The 17,868-nt window shown below is 44.1% G+C and carries 15 protein-coding genes and 1 pseudogene; all 16 read right to left on the reverse strand.

Going from position 1 to position 17,868, the window contains the following annotated elements:
* Positions 1 to 54: 54 nt before the first annotated feature.
* Positions 55 to 260: pseudogene (locus GXP75_RS21545) on the reverse strand (hypothetical protein); the annotation flags it as partial.
* A gap of 102 nt (positions 261 to 362) precedes the next feature.
* Complete coding sequence (gene bcbE, locus GXP75_RS00950) at positions 363 to 1,574, reverse strand: bacillibactin exporter BcbE (protein WP_242555971.1); 1,212 nt, start codon at positions 1,572 to 1,574, stop codon at positions 363 to 365.
* A gap of 151 nt (positions 1,575 to 1,725) precedes the next feature.
* Positions 1,726 to 2,451: a GntR family transcriptional regulator gene (locus GXP75_RS00955; protein ID WP_094232037.1), complete on the reverse strand. Its 726-nt coding sequence runs from the start codon at positions 2,449 to 2,451 to the stop codon at positions 1,726 to 1,728.
* Between the two features lie 128 nt (positions 2,452 to 2,579).
* A complete protein-coding gene (locus GXP75_RS00960) occupies positions 2,580 to 4,934 on the reverse strand; it encodes an FtsK/SpoIIIE family DNA translocase (protein ID WP_242555972.1) in 2,355 nt (784 codons plus the stop codon).
* A gap of 111 nt (positions 4,935 to 5,045) precedes the next feature.
* Entirely contained in the window at positions 5,046 to 5,279 is a 234-nt protein-coding gene (locus GXP75_RS00965) for a YlzJ-like family protein (RefSeq protein ID WP_003328881.1), read from the reverse strand.
* The gene (locus GXP75_RS00970; protein ID WP_010788642.1) at positions 5,276 to 6,013 is read right to left on the reverse strand and encodes a ClpP family protease; all 738 of its coding nucleotides are present in this window, start codon (positions 6,011 to 6,013) and stop codon (positions 5,276 to 5,278) included. Before GXP75_RS00970 ends, GXP75_RS00965 begins: the two co-directional genes overlap by 4 nt.
* Before the next feature lie 143 nt (positions 6,014 to 6,156).
* A complete protein-coding gene (gene rnjB, locus GXP75_RS00975) occupies positions 6,157 to 7,824 on the reverse strand; it encodes a ribonuclease J2 (protein ID WP_242555973.1) in 1,668 nt (555 codons plus the stop codon).
* Positions 7,825 to 8,001: 177 nt separating this feature from the next.
* Positions 8,002 to 8,871 (reverse strand): 4-hydroxy-tetrahydrodipicolinate synthase, encoded by an 870-nt coding sequence (gene dapA, locus GXP75_RS00980; protein WP_242555974.1) that lies wholly within the window; start codon positions 8,869 to 8,871, stop codon positions 8,002 to 8,004.
* A 30-nt stretch (positions 8,872 to 8,901) separates the two neighbouring features.
* The gene (gene dapG, locus GXP75_RS00985; protein WP_106044990.1) at positions 8,902 to 10,116 is read right to left on the reverse strand and encodes an aspartate kinase; all 1,215 of its coding nucleotides are present in this window, start codon (positions 10,114 to 10,116) and stop codon (positions 8,902 to 8,904) included.
* 95 nt (positions 10,117 to 10,211) lie between these two features.
* Positions 10,212 to 11,252 carry an aspartate-semialdehyde dehydrogenase gene (asd, locus tag GXP75_RS00990; protein ID WP_214914529.1) on the reverse strand — a complete coding sequence of 347 codons (1,041 nt, stop codon included), beginning with the start codon at positions 11,250 to 11,252 and terminating at the stop codon, positions 10,212 to 10,214.
* A 125-nt stretch (positions 11,253 to 11,377) separates the two neighbouring features.
* Complete coding sequence (gene dpaB / locus GXP75_RS00995; protein WP_214914532.1) at positions 11,378 to 11,977, reverse strand: dipicolinate synthase subunit B; 600 nt, start codon at positions 11,975 to 11,977, stop codon at positions 11,378 to 11,380.
* Positions 11,978 to 11,979: 2 nt separating this feature from the next.
* Positions 11,980 to 12,873, reverse strand: a complete 894-nt coding sequence (gene dpaA, locus GXP75_RS01000) for a dipicolinic acid synthetase subunit A (RefSeq protein ID WP_242555975.1) — start codon at positions 12,871 to 12,873, stop codon at positions 11,980 to 11,982.
* Between the two features lie 156 nt (positions 12,874 to 13,029).
* Positions 13,030 to 13,287, reverse strand: a complete 258-nt coding sequence (locus GXP75_RS01005; protein WP_061571591.1) for a YlmC/YmxH family sporulation protein — start codon at positions 13,285 to 13,287, stop codon at positions 13,030 to 13,032.
* A gap of 82 nt (positions 13,288 to 13,369) precedes the next feature.
* On the reverse strand, positions 13,370 to 14,602 hold the full coding sequence (locus GXP75_RS01010) for a M16 family metallopeptidase (protein ID WP_061571590.1): 1,233 nt from the start codon (positions 14,600 to 14,602) through the stop codon (positions 13,370 to 13,372).
* Between the two features lie 43 nt (positions 14,603 to 14,645).
* Positions 14,646 to 15,605: a polysaccharide deacetylase family protein gene (locus GXP75_RS01015; protein WP_214914537.1), complete on the reverse strand. Its 960-nt coding sequence runs from the start codon at positions 15,603 to 15,605 to the stop codon at positions 14,646 to 14,648.
* Between the two features lie 117 nt (positions 15,606 to 15,722).
* Complete coding sequence (pnp, locus tag GXP75_RS01020) at positions 15,723 to 17,840, reverse strand: polyribonucleotide nucleotidyltransferase (RefSeq protein ID WP_003328892.1); 2,118 nt, start codon at positions 17,838 to 17,840, stop codon at positions 15,723 to 15,725.
* Positions 17,841 to 17,868: the final 28 nt, after the last annotated feature.

The following is a 17,868-nucleotide window of genomic DNA, read 5'->3' on the forward strand; positions in this document are numbered from 1 at the left end:
GATTTATAAGGAAACAATAACCTCTGCCTGCGACGGCAGAAGCTGATTCTCATCTTATTTTGTGTGCAAACGGCACCTGTCCTCCCAGCCGAAAATCCGTATCATAAAACAGGAAAGGACAACGAGCGCGTAAAGAAGAAGGCTGTTAATACAAGTGTTGCGATCTGCAAGAACGATAGCACTCCTGAATAAAACATTGCAGCAAAAGTTCCCGCTAATGTAATGGCTGCCGACATTATCACTGAACCCATATTTTTCATAAAACATCCGAATAAAACCGGACTATTAAACAGCATAACTACCAATAAAGAAAGTGTAAATAATATTCAAAAATCCCAGCATGCAAAAAAAGCGGCGGTGTGTTACACCGTCCGCAGAGAATCTTCCTCTTCGCTTTCTTTCGAATCAATATTAAACAGCACGAGAAACAGGGAAACAAGGCTGAAGAAAGCAGATAGAATAAAGATGAGCCAGGCTGCGTTTGACATGAGAGCAGCGAATATAGGCGGTCCAAGCGCCACGCCGATAAAACGCATACTATTGTAAAATGAGCTGATTGTCCCGCACTCTTCGTTTTCTATGCCTTCTGTAATCATTGCATCAAGGGCAGGAAGCGACATTCCCGTTCCAATTCCCCCTACGCTCAGAAATATAAACAGTAAATAAAAACTGTGGTTCCACCACAAGCCGATAAACGAAAGGGTCATCAAGCTCATGCCTGCCACCACACAAAATTTCATTCTTTTTTGGTGTTTGCCTATTTTTTTACCAGCGACAAAGGAACTAAGAGAAAGAAATAAAAGTGGTATGGCCAATAATAAACCTTTCGCCACGCCGTCAATCGAATATTTGCTTTCGAGTGTTTCAGATAGGTAAAAAAGAACACCAAACAATAAAAACATAATGACACAGCCAATCACAAAAACAGTATAAAGCCAGCGTCCGTCTTCTTTAAAGATTTTTTTTACGTTTTTTACAAATTCAGTAATTGTAGGTGCATCTTCTTCATCGTCTTTTGGTTTATCAACCAGAAACAACACAAGAAAAAAGCTGATTAAACAAAAAAACGGAATGAACCAAAACGGCATAAACCAATACCAAGACGCCAGCAGAGCCCCAAGGATCGGACTCAGCACCTTGCCCGCCGTGTTTGATGTTTCAATGTCGCCGAGACCGGCACTGACCTTTTCATCATCGCCCTTAAATAAATCTCCGATAAACGGCATGACTACAGGAGCAGCGCCGGCCGACCCTATTCCTTGGAGCACACGGCCCGCTAATATCATGAGATAAGGGTCCTTAAAGCTTGTAGAGGCAAAGGCGGCTACCGCTCCTCCCGCTCCCGCTATGAGCAGACACGGCAGCAAAACTTTCTTCCTGCCAAACCGATCTGACAAATATCCTGCAAACGGGATACAAATAATGGCTACTATAGAATAAACAGTGATAATCAGTGACACTTGAAAAGACGTGATAGACAGCTTTTTTTCAATCATGGGAAGCACTGGAATCAGCATTGAGTTCCCAAGCGTCATGACCAGCGGCACGGACGATAAAGCAATGATGTTCTTCATTCCATTTTTTTCCTTCAACGTTTTTCACCCATTCACTAATCTTTCTTGTCATCCTTTATATGTTGTCTTAATGACGGTGAAAGTATGTACACAGAAAGCTGGATAAACGAAAATAAAAAAACAGACGCTTTTTTTAGTAAGGCGTCTGTTTTTAAAATCGTTTTCTTAACACATGAAAGCTGAACTTATCCGCTCTGAAGTAATTTAATGAATGCAGAACCGGTTTGTCATTTTGGTCATAGTGCGTTTGCTTTAATAAGAGGAGTGCCGTTTCCGGTTCACATTCCAGCACAGGTGATATGGTATCGTGATAGCCGATCGGCTCAATATCGGTCGCCGCGTAGCTGATAACGGAGCCGGTATGCTTTTCAAGTAAATCAAACAAAGATTCTTGCTGATGTGAAAAGGAATCCGGCAAAATGTCCATAGGTATTTTATCCAAGCAGTAGACGATAGGCTGACCGCTTGCTGTCCTGACTCTTTCGAGGTAAAAAAGTTCTTGGTCATGTTCCAGTCGAAACCGGTTTATATCTTCTTCAGAGGGCATAATCACCTGGGAAGAGAGAAAAATCGTGCCTGGAATCATATTAGCCTGTTTAATCATTTTGGTTACACTGTTCAGCTGTTCTATTCCCGTAAGAAAGAGCGGCTTGGTATGGACAAAAGTCCCTACCCCGTGTCTTCTGATAATCACATGTTCTTCTTCTAATATGCGTAAAGCTTCACGCAGAGTTGCCCGGCTGACACCCAGGATCTTTGAAAGCTCGAATTCAGAAGGGAGCTTTTCTTTTTCGGTGTAAATTCCATTTCTAATATCTTCTTTTATTCGCTCAATCACTTTTAAATATAAGTGCCGATTGTCAGCTTTTGTAGACATGTTTCCCCTCCGTTAAACCACTTTCGCTAAAATTATTGAACAATTGGGACAACTATATCATGTTTTGCCGAAAAAATAAACATTTGCAATTAGTCATAATAATATTACTAAAACCAGAGCCTCTCCCGTTAAGAAGAGAGCTCGTCATGTTTTTCTTTTGACAACAGGACTTCCCTCGGCTTACTGCCTTCATAAGGACCGACTACGCCGCGGTCTTCCATTGCGTCAATCAGCCTTGCCGCTCTCGTATAGCCGATTCTGAACCGTCTTTGCAGCATTGACACAGAAGCAGTCTGCATACCGACAATTAATTCAACGGCTTCATCATACAGATCATCTGATACTTCACTATGTGTTTCCGTTATTTCCTCAGGAATCATTTCTTCTTGATATTGGGCTTTTTGTTGAGTGATGACGTGATCGACAATATGTTCGACTTCATCATCTGATAAAAACGCTCCCTGCACCCGGACAGGTTTATTGGCGCCTACAGGCAAAAACAGCATGTCTCCGCGCCCGAGCAATTTTTCCGCTCCCCCCATGTCAAGAATTGTCCTTGAATCTGTTTGAGAGGACACGCTGAAAGCAATACGCGACGGAATATTCGCTTTAATAACACCTGTGATGACATCAACGGACGGGCGCTGGGTGGCGATAATCAAGTGAATTCCTGCAGCCCGCGCCATTTGTGACAGTCTCGTAATCGAATCCTCAACGTCAGAAGAAGCAACCATCATTAAGTCTGCAAGCTCGTCCACAATGACCACGATATAAGGCAATTCCGGCTGTTTAACCTCATCTTCTGCGTTGGATCGTTTAATATGATCGTTGTAACCTTCAATATTCCTTGTGCCTGTATGAGAAAAGAGCTCATACCGCCGTTCCATTTCGTTCACAACTTTTTTTAAAGCTTGGGACGCTTTTTTCGGATCAGTCACGACCGGCGCGAGCAAATGAGGAATGCCGTTATATACATTCAGTTCGACCATCTTCGGATCAATCATCATCATCTTCACTTCATGCGGCTTTGCCCTCATAAGGATGCTTGTAATAATTCCGTTTACGCAGACACTTTTACCGCTTCCGGTTGCTCCCGCTACAAGCAAATGGGGCATTTTGTTCAATTCCGCAAGCACAGCTTCACCTGAAATGTTGCGGCCTAATCCAATCAACAGTTTGGCATCCGGTCTGTCATTCAGTTTGGATTCAAGCACTTCTTTTAACGAAACCATGGCGACTTCCGCGTTAGGAACTTCAATTCCAATTGCCGATTTGCCAGGAATCGGCGCTTCGATCCGAATATCTTTAGCGGCGAGCGCCAGTGCTAAATCATCACTGAGATTGACAATTTTACTTACCTTAACGCCCACATCAGGGTACACTTCATATTTTGTCACGGCAGGTCCGAGATGCACCTGCGTTACTTTCGCTTTGACGCCGAAGCTTTGGAACGTGCGCTCCAGTTTTCTCGCATTTTCGTAAATGTTTTTCTTGTCCGTCTGCTGGCCGGTATGCATCGGATCAGCCAATAAGTCTAGTGACGGCATTTGGTAGTCTTTATTTTCAAGCTCTGTAAACGTCATCGGCGGAGCAGATACCGTTTCGCCGGCATCCGTTTGCTCTTCAGCCGGCTCCTGAACCGTTTCACTTTGTTTCTTCTGCATCACGGAAGGATTATCGTCTGCATCGCGATCAGAAAAACTTGAGATAATTGGCTCGGAGTGTATGAGCGGCGATATCATCTCATCGTCTTCCTCTTCTTCAATCTCAGGCTCTTCCCGGCGCTTCTTTTGGACCGGCTTTTGCTTTTTGCCCGATTTTGTTTTTGCCTTTGATGATTTCATATTCGTTTTCACTGATTTCATATCGTCAATAAACGCTGCCCACTGTTCTCTGATAAATCGCCCGATTGGGCCCATCCATTTTTTCAGTGTTTCTTGCAGCGAGCGTCCTGTAATCAAAATCATTCCCATCAAAATGATCACGATCGCCATAATCTGCGAGCCTGTTGAAGCAAACAAAAAGTGCGATGCCGCAAACAGCAGTGCGCCTATCATTCCCCCGCCTAAATCCGGGGAGGCTGAGCTTCCGTTCATGTCCATTAAAAATAGTTCCCATGTATTCCGAATGACGCTTGCTGATTGGATAGACCCCTTGTGAGAGAGGTTTTTAAACAGCTGCACGTGGGAAAGCAGCAAAATACTCGCAATAATGCAGTATAATCCGGCTTTTCTGCGTGTTAAAAGGCTCGGCGTTTTTTTCTTCCAAAATAATGAGACTCCTAACGTAAATAAGGCCAGCAAGCATAATATAAACCATTCGCCTGCAAAAAAGCGAAATAGATAGATAAATGTCTGACCGACGACGCCAAGCTGTAAAATGGCGATGATGGAAATCGCTATACATAGTAAGCCGTTGAGTTCGTATTTTAGATTGAGCTGCTTTGCTTGTTTTTTTCTCGATTTTCGTTTTTTCTTTGCCACACTCATCACCTTACTGCGTTAAAAAATGTAAGACCATACATAATGAAGAAAGCAGCCTTTTGCTGGCTGCGTCTTTTCTGTAGGATTCCCCTATTATAGCATATTTTGCCCTTAAGAAACGGGAGGATTCCCGTTTAAGTTCAACTTAAGCTTTTGGCCCGGGGCAATATCCTGATTTAAAAAATGCATCGGGTTTGTGCTTAAAATTTGTACGACTTCCGCTTCCTGGCCTTTCATCTCAACAAGGATCGGCACGCCTGCATATTCGACCTGTTCATGGGCCCCTGCTTGCTGGTTTTGGTCCGCATAGACAATTTCCTGCGGCATGACTGTGTAAAGAATCATTGAATAATCCTTCCTTCCTCGCCTTTCGCTTCTTCAATGAGCTGGTTTAGTTTCCTGATGGCTTGGCCGACTCCGCCGACATCATCAATCAATCCGTAATCAGCAGCGTCTTTTCCGACCACATTGGTTCCGATATCCCTTGTCAGATTTCCTTTTGAGAACATTAGCTCTTTAAACTTCTCTTCTGTCACATTGGAATGGCTCGTGACAAATTTGACAACTCTATCCTGCATCTTATCCAAGTATTCAAAGGTTTGCGGCACACCGATTACAAGCCCAGTCAACCGCACCGGATGGATCGTCATCGTCGCTGTTTCCGCAATATAACTGTAATCGCATGAAACTGCAATCGGCACACCGATGGAATGGCCGCCGCCAAGTACGATGGAAACAGTCGGTTTTGACAAGGATGCCAGCATTTCAGCTATCGCAAGCCCCGCTTCCACATCACCGCCGACTGTATTTAAGATAATCAGCAATCCTTCTATCTTTGGGTTTTGCTCAATTGCAACGATTTGCGGGATAACATGCTCGTATTTTGTTGTTTTGTTTTGCGGAGGCAGCTGAACGTGGCCTTCTATTTGTCCGATAATCGTCAGACAATGAATATTTGTATCTTGCGGCATCTGAGGGAGAGCGGTTTCCCCCAGCTGCTGAATTTTACTCATGATACTGTCTTTCCCGTCTGTTTTTTCGGGCTGCTGTTCTTCATTTTTTTCCATACGTTCGTCCATTTCGCTTTCACCCTTTCCGAGTTTCTCTTTGTATTATGAACAAAGAGTCTTATTTCAATCCCGGCTTTTCTTATGAAAAACTCCTTCACACAAAGAAAAGGCTGAAGCTCTTTTGGAGAGCTCCAGCCTTTTACCGTATGAACTTACACTTCCATAATAATAGGAATAATCATCGGTTTACGTTTTGTTTTTTCATAAAGGAATTGATTCAATGCGTCACGCATGGCTTGCTTAAGCGTCGACCATTCAACGACGGATGTTTCAGTCGCCTCTGTTACAATTGAGCGGACGAGTTCAGTCGCCTGTATAATCAGCCCTTCAGACTCTCTTACATAGACAAAACCTCTTGTGATGATTTCCGGACCGGATACAAGATGTTTCTTTTGTTTATCCAGCGTAATCACCACGATTAAGATTCCGTCTTGAGAAAGCAAGCGCCGGTCTCTTAAGACGATATTGCCGATATCACCGACGCCAAGTCCGTCGATTAAAATATTCCCGTAAGGAACCTTGTCCCCTATTTTAACATTTTGACCGCGGAACTCAACGACATCTCCTTTTTCTATCAAGAAAATATCACTTCGCTTCATACCGATTTCTTCCGCGATTTTAGAATGTGCCTTTTGCATTCTGAATTCACCGTTTACAGGAATTAAATACTTCGGCTTTAACAGGTTGATCATAAGCTTTAATTCTTCCTGTGACCCGTGTCCTGATACATGCACACGCTTTTGGGCAAAGATAACCTGTGCTCCTGATCTGGCAAGAAGGTCAACGGTTTTTGAATAAATTAATTCGTGCCCCGGAATCGGAGTAGAGGCTATAACAACTGTGTCTCCCTCTTCAATATTCAGCTGCTTGTGCGCCTGCTTTGCCATTCTTGTAAGGGCAGCTAGCGGTTCACCGTGGCTGCCTGCTGTTACAATCGCCACTTCGCGCTTTGAATATTTTTTTACATCCTGCACAGGGATAAATAGTTCATCATCTGCTTCAACATAACCGAGCTTTCTGGCCAGTTGAAGAACAGATTGAAGATTTTTTCCGGCTACGGCAATTTTTCTGCCATTTTGCGCTGCAGCTTGAATCACCTGCTGGATTCGGTTGATATTGGATGCGAATACGGCGACAATGACGCGGTTTTCCGAATTATACATTGCATCGGAAATCTCTCCGCTGACAGAAGCCTCGGATGGTGTATAACCGGGGCGTTCAGCATTTGCACTGTCTGAAAGCAAAGCTAGTACGCCGCTGTTGCCGATTTTGGCGATTTCGCCGATGTCACAAGATTGATTAAGTGCGGGTGTTTGGTCAAATTTAAAGTCGCCGGTGCATACAATAGATCCAAGTGATGTTTTTAAGCTGACTCCGACAGAATCAGGAATGCTGTGATTTGTTTTAAAGAACGAAACTTTAGTTGATTCAAATGTAATGACAGATTTTGAGTGAATTTCTCTTAAATCCGACTTGCGGTTGTGTCCGTACTGCTTTAATTTTTCACGCAGCAGTGCAAGTGTCAGTTTCGTTCCGTAAACAGGAACCGATAACTTGTTTAGTAAATAAAAGACGCCTCCGATGTTCTCATCATGGCCGTGAGTTAGAAAGATAGCCTTAACACGGTCTGCGCGCTCAATCAAATAAGAAATGTCAGGAATCACGACATCGATTCCGAGCATTTCATTTTCAGGATGCATAAGCCCCGCATCTACGACAAATATGTCTGAGTCTATTTCAATGACATACAGGTTCTTCCCAATTTCTCCAACGCCTCCAAGGGCGATAATTCTAACGTTTTCTGTATTTTTCTTTTTCAAAATCTATATCCTCCTAGTCTCATACCCGTCCATCATCACTTGTTCCTATTATACCTGAATTTAAATTTAGAAAACAAGATGAAGCAGAAGGTTTAGGGAAAACCAATATGTATAAGAAACGGTCAAACTCAAGTGATTATGAGAATGACCGCATAAGTTCACTGTATGAAATTTTTCTTACAGTTCGCTGATGGCGCTGCTTAAGCTGAGGCGCTCATCTTCATTCAGCGGGATAAGAGGAAGACGCACAGACCCGACATCAAGGCCCTTTAGCTGAAGAGCGGTTTTGACAGGAGCCGGATTAGGCGCTTTAAACAGCTCTTTCATAATCGGCAGCAATTTCTGGTGTATAAGCGCCGCGTTTGCTGTTTGCCCGTTTGTATAATTTTTGATCATCTGTTGCATATCAGAGCCGATAATATGGCTGGCTACAGAAACGATCCCTCTTCCGCCGACTGACAGAATCGGAAGAGTCAAGCCGTCGTCACCTGAATAAACGAAGAAATCTTCAGGTGTTTCCGCAACGATTTTCGTAATCGCGTCAAGATCTCCGCTCGCTTCTTTAATGGCGACAACATTCGGAATTTCCGCTAAACGAATTGTTGTTTCAGGAGAAATTGAAGCAACTGTCCGGCCCGGCACATTGTACAGCATGACCGGAAGAGATGTTTCTTCAGCAATGGCTTTAAAATGCTCATACATGCCTTCTTGGGAAGGTTTATTATAATAAGGAGCAACGAGCATTATGGCATCAACGCCCGTTTCCTCCGCTTTTTTTGTCAGTTTAATGGAGTCTTTCGTGTTGTTGCTTCCCGTCCCCGCAATAACAGGAACCCGGCCATTAACTTCTTTTACCGTATATTCAAAAAGCGCTATTTTTTCTTCTGTTGATAGTGTAGGCGACTCTCCTGTTGTACCCGCTACCACCAATGAATCTGTGCCATTTTTCAATAGATAATCAATTAGTGTAGACAGCTTTTGGAAGTCCACATTCCCTTTATTGTCAAAGGGTGTAATCATAGCTGTAGCAATGTTTCCGAAATTCATTTTTTTCACCTCATCATGATTCAATCACATTTACTTGGAAAGTTCAAACACTTCATGCAGTGCGTTTACAGCAGTCACCATATCCTTTTCGTGGACAAGCACCCATATCGTGGTGTGACTGTCAGCCGATTGCAGGATAGGAATTCCTTTGTCAGAAAGGGCTGAAACAATTTTTGATGTGACGCCCGGCACACCCATAATGCCCGCTCCGACGGCAGACACCTTTGCACAGTTCCGGGTAACCGTCGGTTCATAGCCCAATTCCTTCAGAATGCCGCGCGCCGTCTCAGTCTTGTTTCCAGACACCGTATACACGATCTCACTAGGCGTAATATTAAAGAAATCTACACTGATGCCCGCATTGGCCATGGCTTTAAAAACTTCGGTCTGGACATTATATTGGCCCGCCTTGGCCGGCACTTTAAACTGTGTCACATCTTTGACATGGGCGATGCCCGTAATCAAACGCTCAAACCTGTCACTTCCGATATTAGCTGAATGATGGGATGTGACCAGAGTCCCCTTATCTTTAGAATATGTGGAACGGACCCGCATCGGAACTTTGGCCTGCATCGCAATTTCGACAGCCCTCGGGTGAATAACTTTAGCGCCTTGGTATGCGAGATTGCAGATTTCGGTATACGTTATAACCGGAAGCGGCTTCGCATTCTCCACGATTCTCGGATCAGCCGTCATCACGCCTTCGACATCTGTAAAGATATCAATGTATTCCGCATCTGCCGCGGCACCGAGTGCGGCCGCCGACGTATCGCTGCCTCCTCTGCCGATCGTGGTGGTATCTCCTTTTTCCGTAGCTCCTTGGAAACCAGCGACAACCACTGCCTCATGATTTGCCAGTACGCTGAATAACCGTTCTGGTTTCATTTCAAGAATTTTCGCATCGGTGTGCTGGCCATTCGTTAAGAAACCAGCCTGAGCACCTGTTAACGCAGCAGCTTTTACACCGTTTTCAAGCAGCATGCTGGTAAAAACGACCGAAGAAATCGTTTCTCCGCAAGACAGCAATAAATCCTGCTCTCTTGGAGAAATCGCTGACTGGTCTCCGTAAAGAAGTCCGAGTAAAGAATCCGTAGCATACGGATCTCCTTTTCTGCCCATCGCGGACACGACAACGACGACTTTATATCCTTCACTGATTGCTTGTTTTATATGCCCTAAAGCTAATTTACGGCCTTTGTCATCCTTTACAGATGTTCCGCCGAACTTTTGAACAATGATTTTCACTATTTTCACTCCAAATTATTCGGACGTAACAGAAGAGAGCAGGCTGTTAGTGCCTTACTCTCTTCTATTCGTCTTTAGGAAATACTTTCTTATATTTATACAAGGTTTAGTTTTTTAAGGCTTTCCGCAATTTGAACAGAATTCCATGCGGCACCTTTTAATAGGTTATCAGAAACAACCCACAAATGAAAACCGTTTGCTCTGTCCAAATCTTTACGGATGCGCCCAACGAACACATCACGTTTGCCCACAGCCTCAGCAGGCATCGGATAAAGCTGTTCATTAGGATCATCTTGAAGGGTAACTCCCGGTGCTTCTTTTAGAAGATTTTTAATCTCTTCAACCGTTGCATCGTCACGATCCACTTCAATATAAACTGATTCGGAATGGCCGGTTTCTATCGGAAGCCTCACGCAGGTAGCCGCAACTTCAAGCTTTGGCATGTGCATGATTTTTTTTGTTTCATTTATCATTTTCATTTCCTCAAATGTATACCCGTTATCCTGGAATTTATCTATTTGAGGAATAGCATTAAAGGCGATTTGGTAATGTTTTTGATCGCCTTTGACAGGCATGATTGCAGGTTCAATCTCTTTTTTGTTCAAAATCGCCTGTGTTTGGCTGTATAATTCTTTCGCCGCTTCATTGCCTGCTCCTGAAACCGCCTGATAGGTTGACACGATGACTTTGTTCAGTCCGTATGCTTTGCGGATCGGTTCTAAGGCAGCCACCATTTGGATAGTCGAACAGTTAGGGTTGGCAATAATTCCATTGTGTTCATGCAAGTCCGCCTCGTTTACTTCCGGCACGACAAGCGGTGTATTTTCATCCATACGGAACGCACTCGTATTATCAATCACAATCGCGCCGCGTTTTACAGCTTCTGGCGCCAATGCCTGTGATACGCTGCCGCCGGCGCTGAACAAAGCGATATTGACTCCTTCAAAGCTCTCTGGAACCGCTTCCTGTACGGTATATTCTTCGCCTTTAAACGTTACTTTTGTACCCGCAGAGCGTTTTGAGGATAATAGTGTAAGTGTGTCCATTTCAAAGTTTCTGTCTTCTAATGTTTTCAGCATTTGTTGTCCTACGGCTCCGGTCGCTCCGACAACAGCTACGTGCAATCCTCTTCCCATCTGTAAAACTCCTTCCGCCAATCAGCATCAACAATTGATTTGACTTTGCATTTTACGTTTTATTTTACCATAGAATAGTCACGGGATGACCTAATTTTTTAGTTTCGGTAAGATTTTCTGTAAATTTAGTCATTTCTCTGATAATTCTCGACAAGAATTGGCTGAAGCTGCTGATGCGAAAGAGCCTTTTCAACGGTTTGCGGAAGCAGCTCCATTTTAGCGACCATTGAATTCGGTTTTTTGTAAGGATCATCTTGGCCAAAGGGGATAAAGAAGATATTTTTAGTGGACATCAGTCTCATTAAATTTGTGCCGTTCAGTCCCAGAGCATCATTTGTTGAGATGCCAAGAACCACCGGCCTGTTGTTTCTGATCGTTGCTTTGGCCGCCATTAAAACGGGACTGTCGGTCATTGCGTTTGCCAGTTTGCTCATTGAATTTCCCGTTAAAGGGGCAATGATCATGCAGTCAAGCGGCAGCTTCGGTCCGAGTGGTTCTGCTTTTACGATTGAATCAATTGCCTCATATCCTGTCAGCTCTTCAATCTTTTTGATCCACTCAGCGCCTTCGCCAAATCGGGTATCCGTCGATTTCACTGTAAAAGTAACGATCGGCCGAACTTCAGCGCCTTCCTTGACAAGCGCCTCAATTTGCGGAAATACCGCTTCATATGTGCAATGAGACCCAGTTAATCCAAAACCGATCCGTTTCCCTTTAAGAGACATGGCTATTTCTCCTCCCCCACTTGTAATTCTGATAGAAGCTTACTCAGGACATTTGCGAGGATCTGTCCGGCTGTTTTGGGCGCCACGATTCCGGGAAGCCCGGGAGCAAGCAATGCTTTAATCCCCTGTTTTTCGGCATATTTAAAATCTGTTCCGCCTGGACGCGACGCTAAATCAAGAATCAATGTTTTTGGTGTCATACGGGAGAGCACAGCCTGATTAAGAATCATACTCGGCACAGTATTAATACAGATGTCGATATCTTTCACATTCTCTGTTAGCTCATCTATTTGAAAAGGAGCCAGCCCCATTTCTGAGATGCGGGCCAGATGCGCCGAGCTTCTTGCTCCCACTTTCACTTTAGCTCCAAGCGCCGCAAACGTTCGGGCGATCGTCATCCCGGTGCGGCCAAGTCCTAGAACCGCAACCCTTGAACCGTGTATTGTGTAATCAGTGTGCTGAATGGCCATCATGATGGTGCCTTCAACGGTTGGAATAGAGTTGAATATCGCGATGTCATCCCGCTCAAACAGCTTGACAAGCTTACGGTTCGCTACTGTTGCAATTTTTTCTAAATAAGTGTTGGAGATACCTGAATAAATGACACAGTGTGCCGGTGTTTGCTCTAAATGTTCCTGCTTCAATACCACTTCTTCATTTGAAAATACCGTTGCCACTACCCCTTCCCCTGTTGTAGCAGAAACGGGTAGGATGATGCTGTCTATTTGCTGAAATGCAATTTCATCAATTTTACATTTTACGGCTCCCGTAAAACCATGATCTAACTGGTCAAATCCGACGAGATATATGTTGGCTTGCTGTTCTGTCAGCTTTCTTATAATTTCAAGCTGCCTTGCGTCACCGCCAATAATCGCAATCGTCAATCCGGTTAACATACTAAACGTTCACCTTCTTTATATATACTGGGTCTCTTGTTGTTAAGCTCCCCTCCATCTTATGATCAAAAGGAAATAGCGGTGAATTAAAAGATGAGCTTTTTTAATATAAAAACTGATTTTGCAAATAAAAAAACACCGGCTTGGAAGCCGATGCTACTCTTGGGTCGGAGACATTTCCTCAGGGACATCTAAAATGATCATATCTGCCCCGATTTTTTGGATGTGGTTCCAGGGGACACGAATATCATTTCCATGTTTTCTTAAGCCAAACCACTTGACTGTCGGAATAAGGAGCGCTGTAATTTGTCCGTCCTGTTCATTAATCTCTAAATCGGTCTGCCCTAGCACTCCGAGACGTTCAGCTCTTTTGATATCAACGATTTCCTTTCCGGAAAGTTCACTTAGCCGCATCACTGTCACCCCCTTGTACTATGTATGTGTAAAAGATATAAAAAAGACCTGCCTCCTATTAGAGGCAGGTCTTCAGCACGGATTATGATGTTGGCATGTCACCGGAAGGGCTGATGAGCGCTAACGCATAATCATCAGTAAACATTCGTCGGGCAAGGCCGTTGACGCTTTCTAAATTGACTTCGTTCAATTCATTAATGATTTCATCTAACGTTTTATGTTTGCCGAGCAGAAGTTCGTTTTTCCCGTTCCGGCTCATTTTGCTGTTTGTACTTTCCAAGCTGAGCATGAGATTTCCCTTCATTTGCTCTTTGCTGTTTTCCAGTTCTTTCGGTGTAATACCATCGCGTTTTAGCGTTCCAAGTGTTTCTTGGATGGTTTCTGAGAGCAGCTGCAGCTGTTTTGCGCCTGTTCCGCCATAGATTGTCAGCATTCCGCTGTCTTCATAAGAACTGTGATAGCTGAATACTGAATAAGCGAGGCCCTTATCCTCCCGCACATCCTGAAAGAGCCGGCTGCTCATGCTGCCTCCGAGCACATTGTTCAGCACGATCAGATTATAAATATCCGGGTGTCCGACTTCAAGCCCGTTAAAACCGAGACAGAGATGAGCCTGTTCTGTTTCTTTTTTTCTGGTAAGCTTTTCGTAATGGAACTCAGGCTGTTTCATGCCGGATGCAGCACCTTTAGCCTCATAAGTCCCGAACCACTTTTCCACGTCTTTAATGAAGCTGTCTGTCACGTTTCCGGCGATTGAAATCACCACGCGGTCAGGCGTATAAAAGTCATCCATGTATTGTCTGAGTGAGTCTCCGTTGAACGAGTCAAGCGTTTCTTCCGTACCAAGAATCGGGTACCCTAAAGAATGGTTTCCATAGGTTGCTTTGCTTAACAGGTCATGAACGATGTCGTCGGGCGCATCTTCATACATTTTAATTTCTTCATATACAACGTTTTTTTCTTTTTTTAGCTCATTTTCATCAAATGAGGAATGGAAGAACATATCAGCCAAGACGTCCAAAGCATAATTCGCATGCTCATCAAGGACTTTCGCGTAATAGCATGTATATTCCTTTGATGTAAATGCATTGACCTGACCGCCGATGCGATCAAAGGATTCAGCTATATCACGCGCAGACCTCGTGCTCGTTCCTTTAAAGAACATGTGCTCTAAAAAGTGGGAGATCCCGTTAATCTCCGGCGTTTCATGCCTTGATCCCGTTCCGATCCACACACCGATCGCAACCGAGCGCACTGTCGGGTTATTTTCAAGCACTACTCTTACACCATTTTGACACGTATAACGTTTAATCAAATTTTGTTCCTCCTATTCCAAGACAGACTTATCTGAGACGCTGTTACTTCACCAGCCTCGTTTCGTCCATTAGTTCAGTGACTGTGCCGAGTGCATAGCCTTTTTCTTTGATCTTTGTGATCAATGCTTCAAGGCTTTGCGACGTCGGGTCTGTCGGATGCATTAATATCATGGCTCCATTATGTATCTTGCTGATGACTCTTGTTTGTAAAACTGACGGCGCCGGTTTTTGCCAGTCGATGGTATCCACCGTCCACATCACTGTTCCCATTCCTTTTTCTGCTGCAATGTCTACAACTGCTTTTCTGAAGCTTCCGCTTGGCGGGGCAAACCATTTCGGCTTGATGTCGAGCGTTTTTTCAATCTGCTCATTCGTCTTGCCGAGCTGCTCAGATATTCTTCCTGTAGTCAGTTTGCTCATATCCGGATGATTGTATGAATGATTTCCGATTTCGTGTCCTTCATTCGCTATTTTTTTGGCAAGCTCAGGATTATTTTTTACCCAATTGCCTTCTAAAAAGAACGTAGCCTTCACATGATGCTGCTGAAGAACCGGAAGCATTTTCTCCAGATATTCATTTCCCCACGCTACATTTATCAGAAATGCCACCATCGGTTTATCTGGATGCCCTTTATAAATCGGCGCTGGCTGAAGAGAATCAAGATGAATTTTAGGCTTTACCTGCTCATACACAAGGTCTTTTTCCTGAAATTCTCCATTCTTCTTCATTTGTTCATATGATTTTTTTATATCAACCTTCAAGCCATTATACCCGGGAATACTTTTCCATATCTTATCGATTCTGGCGTTCTGGGCTTTCACTTCATATTGCGGCGCTTTTTGCAGCAATTCTTCATATAATGGGTCTCTAGAAGCTGTGACGGTTACTGCGTCCTTTTTCATGGCTCCTATATAATCAAGTGTGTACGGATTTTCCATCATTTGAAATGAAACAAAAAAAAGAAATAGAAAAACAGCAAACGGCACGAACTTTTTGTACATGTTTCTATCCCCCCTCACCTCACATTATGTGGGAGAAGGACAAGGTAGAACCCGCAGCTTTTTTTCAGCTTCAAAATAAAGAAGCCGGGTCTCCCAGGCTCCTTTTTATGTTTTCATTTAAGATTTCTGTTCTTCTTTTTCTTTTTCCTCGCGAAGCACTGCTTTGCGAGACAAATTTACTCGTCCTTGTTTATCGATTTCAGTGACTTTCACAAGGAGCTCATCGCCGATTTTCACGACATCTTCAACTTTGCCTACACGTTCAAGCGCAAGCTCTGAAATGTGCACCAAACCGTCTTTTCCGCTGAAAATTTCTACGAAAGCCCCGAATTTTTCAATTCGTTTCACTTTACCTAAGTAAAGTTGGCCGACTTCAACCTCTCTGACAAGGTCTTCGATGATTTTTTTAGCTTTTTGGTTGTTGCTTTCATCTGTTGAAGAAATAAAGATCGTGCCGTCTTGTTCAATATCAATTTTCACACCGGTATCTTCGATGATTTTATTGATTTGTTTTCCGCTCGGTCCAATGACGTCACGGATTTTATCAGGATTGATTGCCATTGTAAGAATCTTAGGCGCATATTGGGAAAGTTCTTTTCTTGCTTCACCCAATGTGTTCAGCATGCTGCTGAGAATTTCCATTCTTCCCTTTTTCGCCTGCTGAAGCGCTTCTTCGAGAATCTCTCTGGAAAGGCCGTCAATTTTAATATCCATTTGCAATGCGGTAACACCTTTTGCTGTTCCCGCCACCTTGAAGTCCATGTCTCCAAGCGCGTCTTCCATGCCTTGAATATCAGTCAGCACAGTGTAATACTCGCCTGATTTGACCAGACCCATAGCGATTCCTGCAACAGGCGCTTTGATCGGAACCCCGGCATCCATCATTGCAAGCGTGCTTGCGCAAATACTTGCCTGAGAAGTAGAACCGTTTGATTCAAGCACTTCTGATACAAGGCGGATCGTATACGGGAAATCCTTTTCAGACGGGATAACCGGCTCAAGCGCGCGCTCTCCAAGAGCTCCGTGCCCGATTTCGCGTCGGCCCGGACCGCGCATAGGCCCTGTTTCTCCTACGCTGAATTGCGGGAAGTTGTAGTGATGCATGAAGCGTTTTGATTCTTCAACGCCTAATCCGTCAAGAATTTGAACGTCTCCAAGTGCTCCTAACGTACAAATGCTGAGAGCCTGCGTCTGCCCTCTTGTAAACAAGCCGGAGCCATGCGTTCTGGAAAGAATGCCGACTTCTGAAGATAACGGGCGGATTTGATCCACTCCGCGGCCGTCCGGACGCACTTTTTCTTCTGTGATCAGGCGGCGCACTTCATTTTTCACAAGCTTAGACAATGTCTGCTTAACCTGCTTGATGATATCGTCATCGTGCTCTTCTTCTTCAAATTTTGCCACGACTGTATTTTTCACTTCGTTAATGGCATCTTCACGGGCATGTTTTTCGTGAACCTGGATTGCTTTTAAAAGATCTTCTTCCGCTAAAGCTTTGACCTTATCACTTAGCTCCGCATCAATTTCATAAAGCTTAATTTCTGATTTTTCTTTGCCGACAGCTGCAACAATCTCTTCTTGGAAAGCAATTAAGCGTTTGATTTCCTCATGACCGAACATGATCGCTTCAAGCATTGTTTCTTCAGGAACTTCATCCGCTCCCGCTTCCACCATGTTGATGGCGTCCTTTGTTCCGGCTACTACAAGATGAATGTCACTTTTTTCAAGCTGATCAACAGTTGGATTAATGATAAACTGATTATCGACGCGTCCTACTGTTACACCCGCAATCGGCCCTTCAAACGGGATATCCGATACACAAAGCGCAAGGGATGAACCAAACATAGCCGCCATTTCTGATGAACAGTCTTGATCAACGCTCATGACAATGCTGATGACCTGAACTTCGTTACGGAATCCATCAGCAAACAGAGGCCGGATCGGACGATCAATCAAGCGGCTTGCCAAAATCGCTTTTTCGCTTGGACGTCCTTCTCTTTTAATAAATCCGCCCGGAATTTTACCTACAGCATATAATCTTTCTTCGTAGTTCACTGTAAGCGGGAAAAAATCAAGCGGTTTCGGTTCTTTAGAAGCGGTTGCTGAGCTGAGAACTGCGGTATCGCCGTAGCGGATCATGACAGCTCCGTTTGCCTGTTTTGCAAGCTGGCCGGTTTCGACAGTCAGTTTTCTGCCGGCCCAATCTATGGTAAAGACGTGTTTCTCTTGTCCCATTCGATTACGAACTCCTCTCTTTGTGTGT

Origin of the sequence: Bacillus sp. HU-1818 (genome assembly GCF_022695965.1) — a bacterium.
GTDB lineage: Bacteria > Bacillota > Bacilli > Bacillales > Bacillaceae > Bacillus > Bacillus atrophaeus.

Coding starts and splice junctions, on each gene's coding strand:
- bcbE (WP_242555971.1), bottom strand. CDS start 1,574: ATGAAGAACATCATTGCTTTATCGTCCGTGCCGCTGGTCATGACGCTT.
- GXP75_RS00955 (WP_094232037.1), bottom strand. CDS start 2,451: ATGTCTACAAAAGCTGACAATCGGCACTTATATTTAAAAGTGATTGAG.
- GXP75_RS00965 (WP_003328881.1), bottom strand. CDS start 5,279: ATGATTCTTTACACAGTCATGCCGCAGGAAATTGTCTATGCGGACCAA.
- GXP75_RS00970 (WP_010788642.1), bottom strand. CDS start 6,013: ATGGACGAACGTATGGAAAAAAATGAAGAACAGCAGCCCGAAAAAACA.
- dapA (WP_242555974.1), bottom strand. CDS start 8,871: ATGAATTTCGGAAACATTGCTACAGCTATGATTACACCCTTTGACAAT.
- asd (WP_214914529.1), bottom strand. CDS start 11,252: ATGGGAAGAGGATTGCACGTAGCTGTTGTCGGAGCGACCGGAGCCGTA.
- dpaB (WP_214914532.1), bottom strand. CDS start 11,977: ATGTCTCTTAAAGGGAAACGGATCGGTTTTGGATTAACTGGGTCTCAT.
- dpaA (WP_242555975.1), bottom strand. CDS start 12,873: ATGTTAACCGGATTGACGATTGCGATTATTGGCGGTGACGCAAGGCAG.
- GXP75_RS01005 (WP_061571591.1), bottom strand. CDS start 13,287: ATGCGGCTAAGTGAACTTTCCGGAAAGGAAATCGTTGATATCAAAAGA.
- GXP75_RS01015 (WP_214914537.1), bottom strand. CDS start 15,605: ATGTACAAAAAGTTCGTGCCGTTTGCTGTTTTTCTATTTCTTTTTTTT.
- pnp (WP_003328892.1), bottom strand. CDS start 17,840: ATGGGACAAGAGAAACACGTCTTTACCATAGATTGGGCCGGCAGAAAA.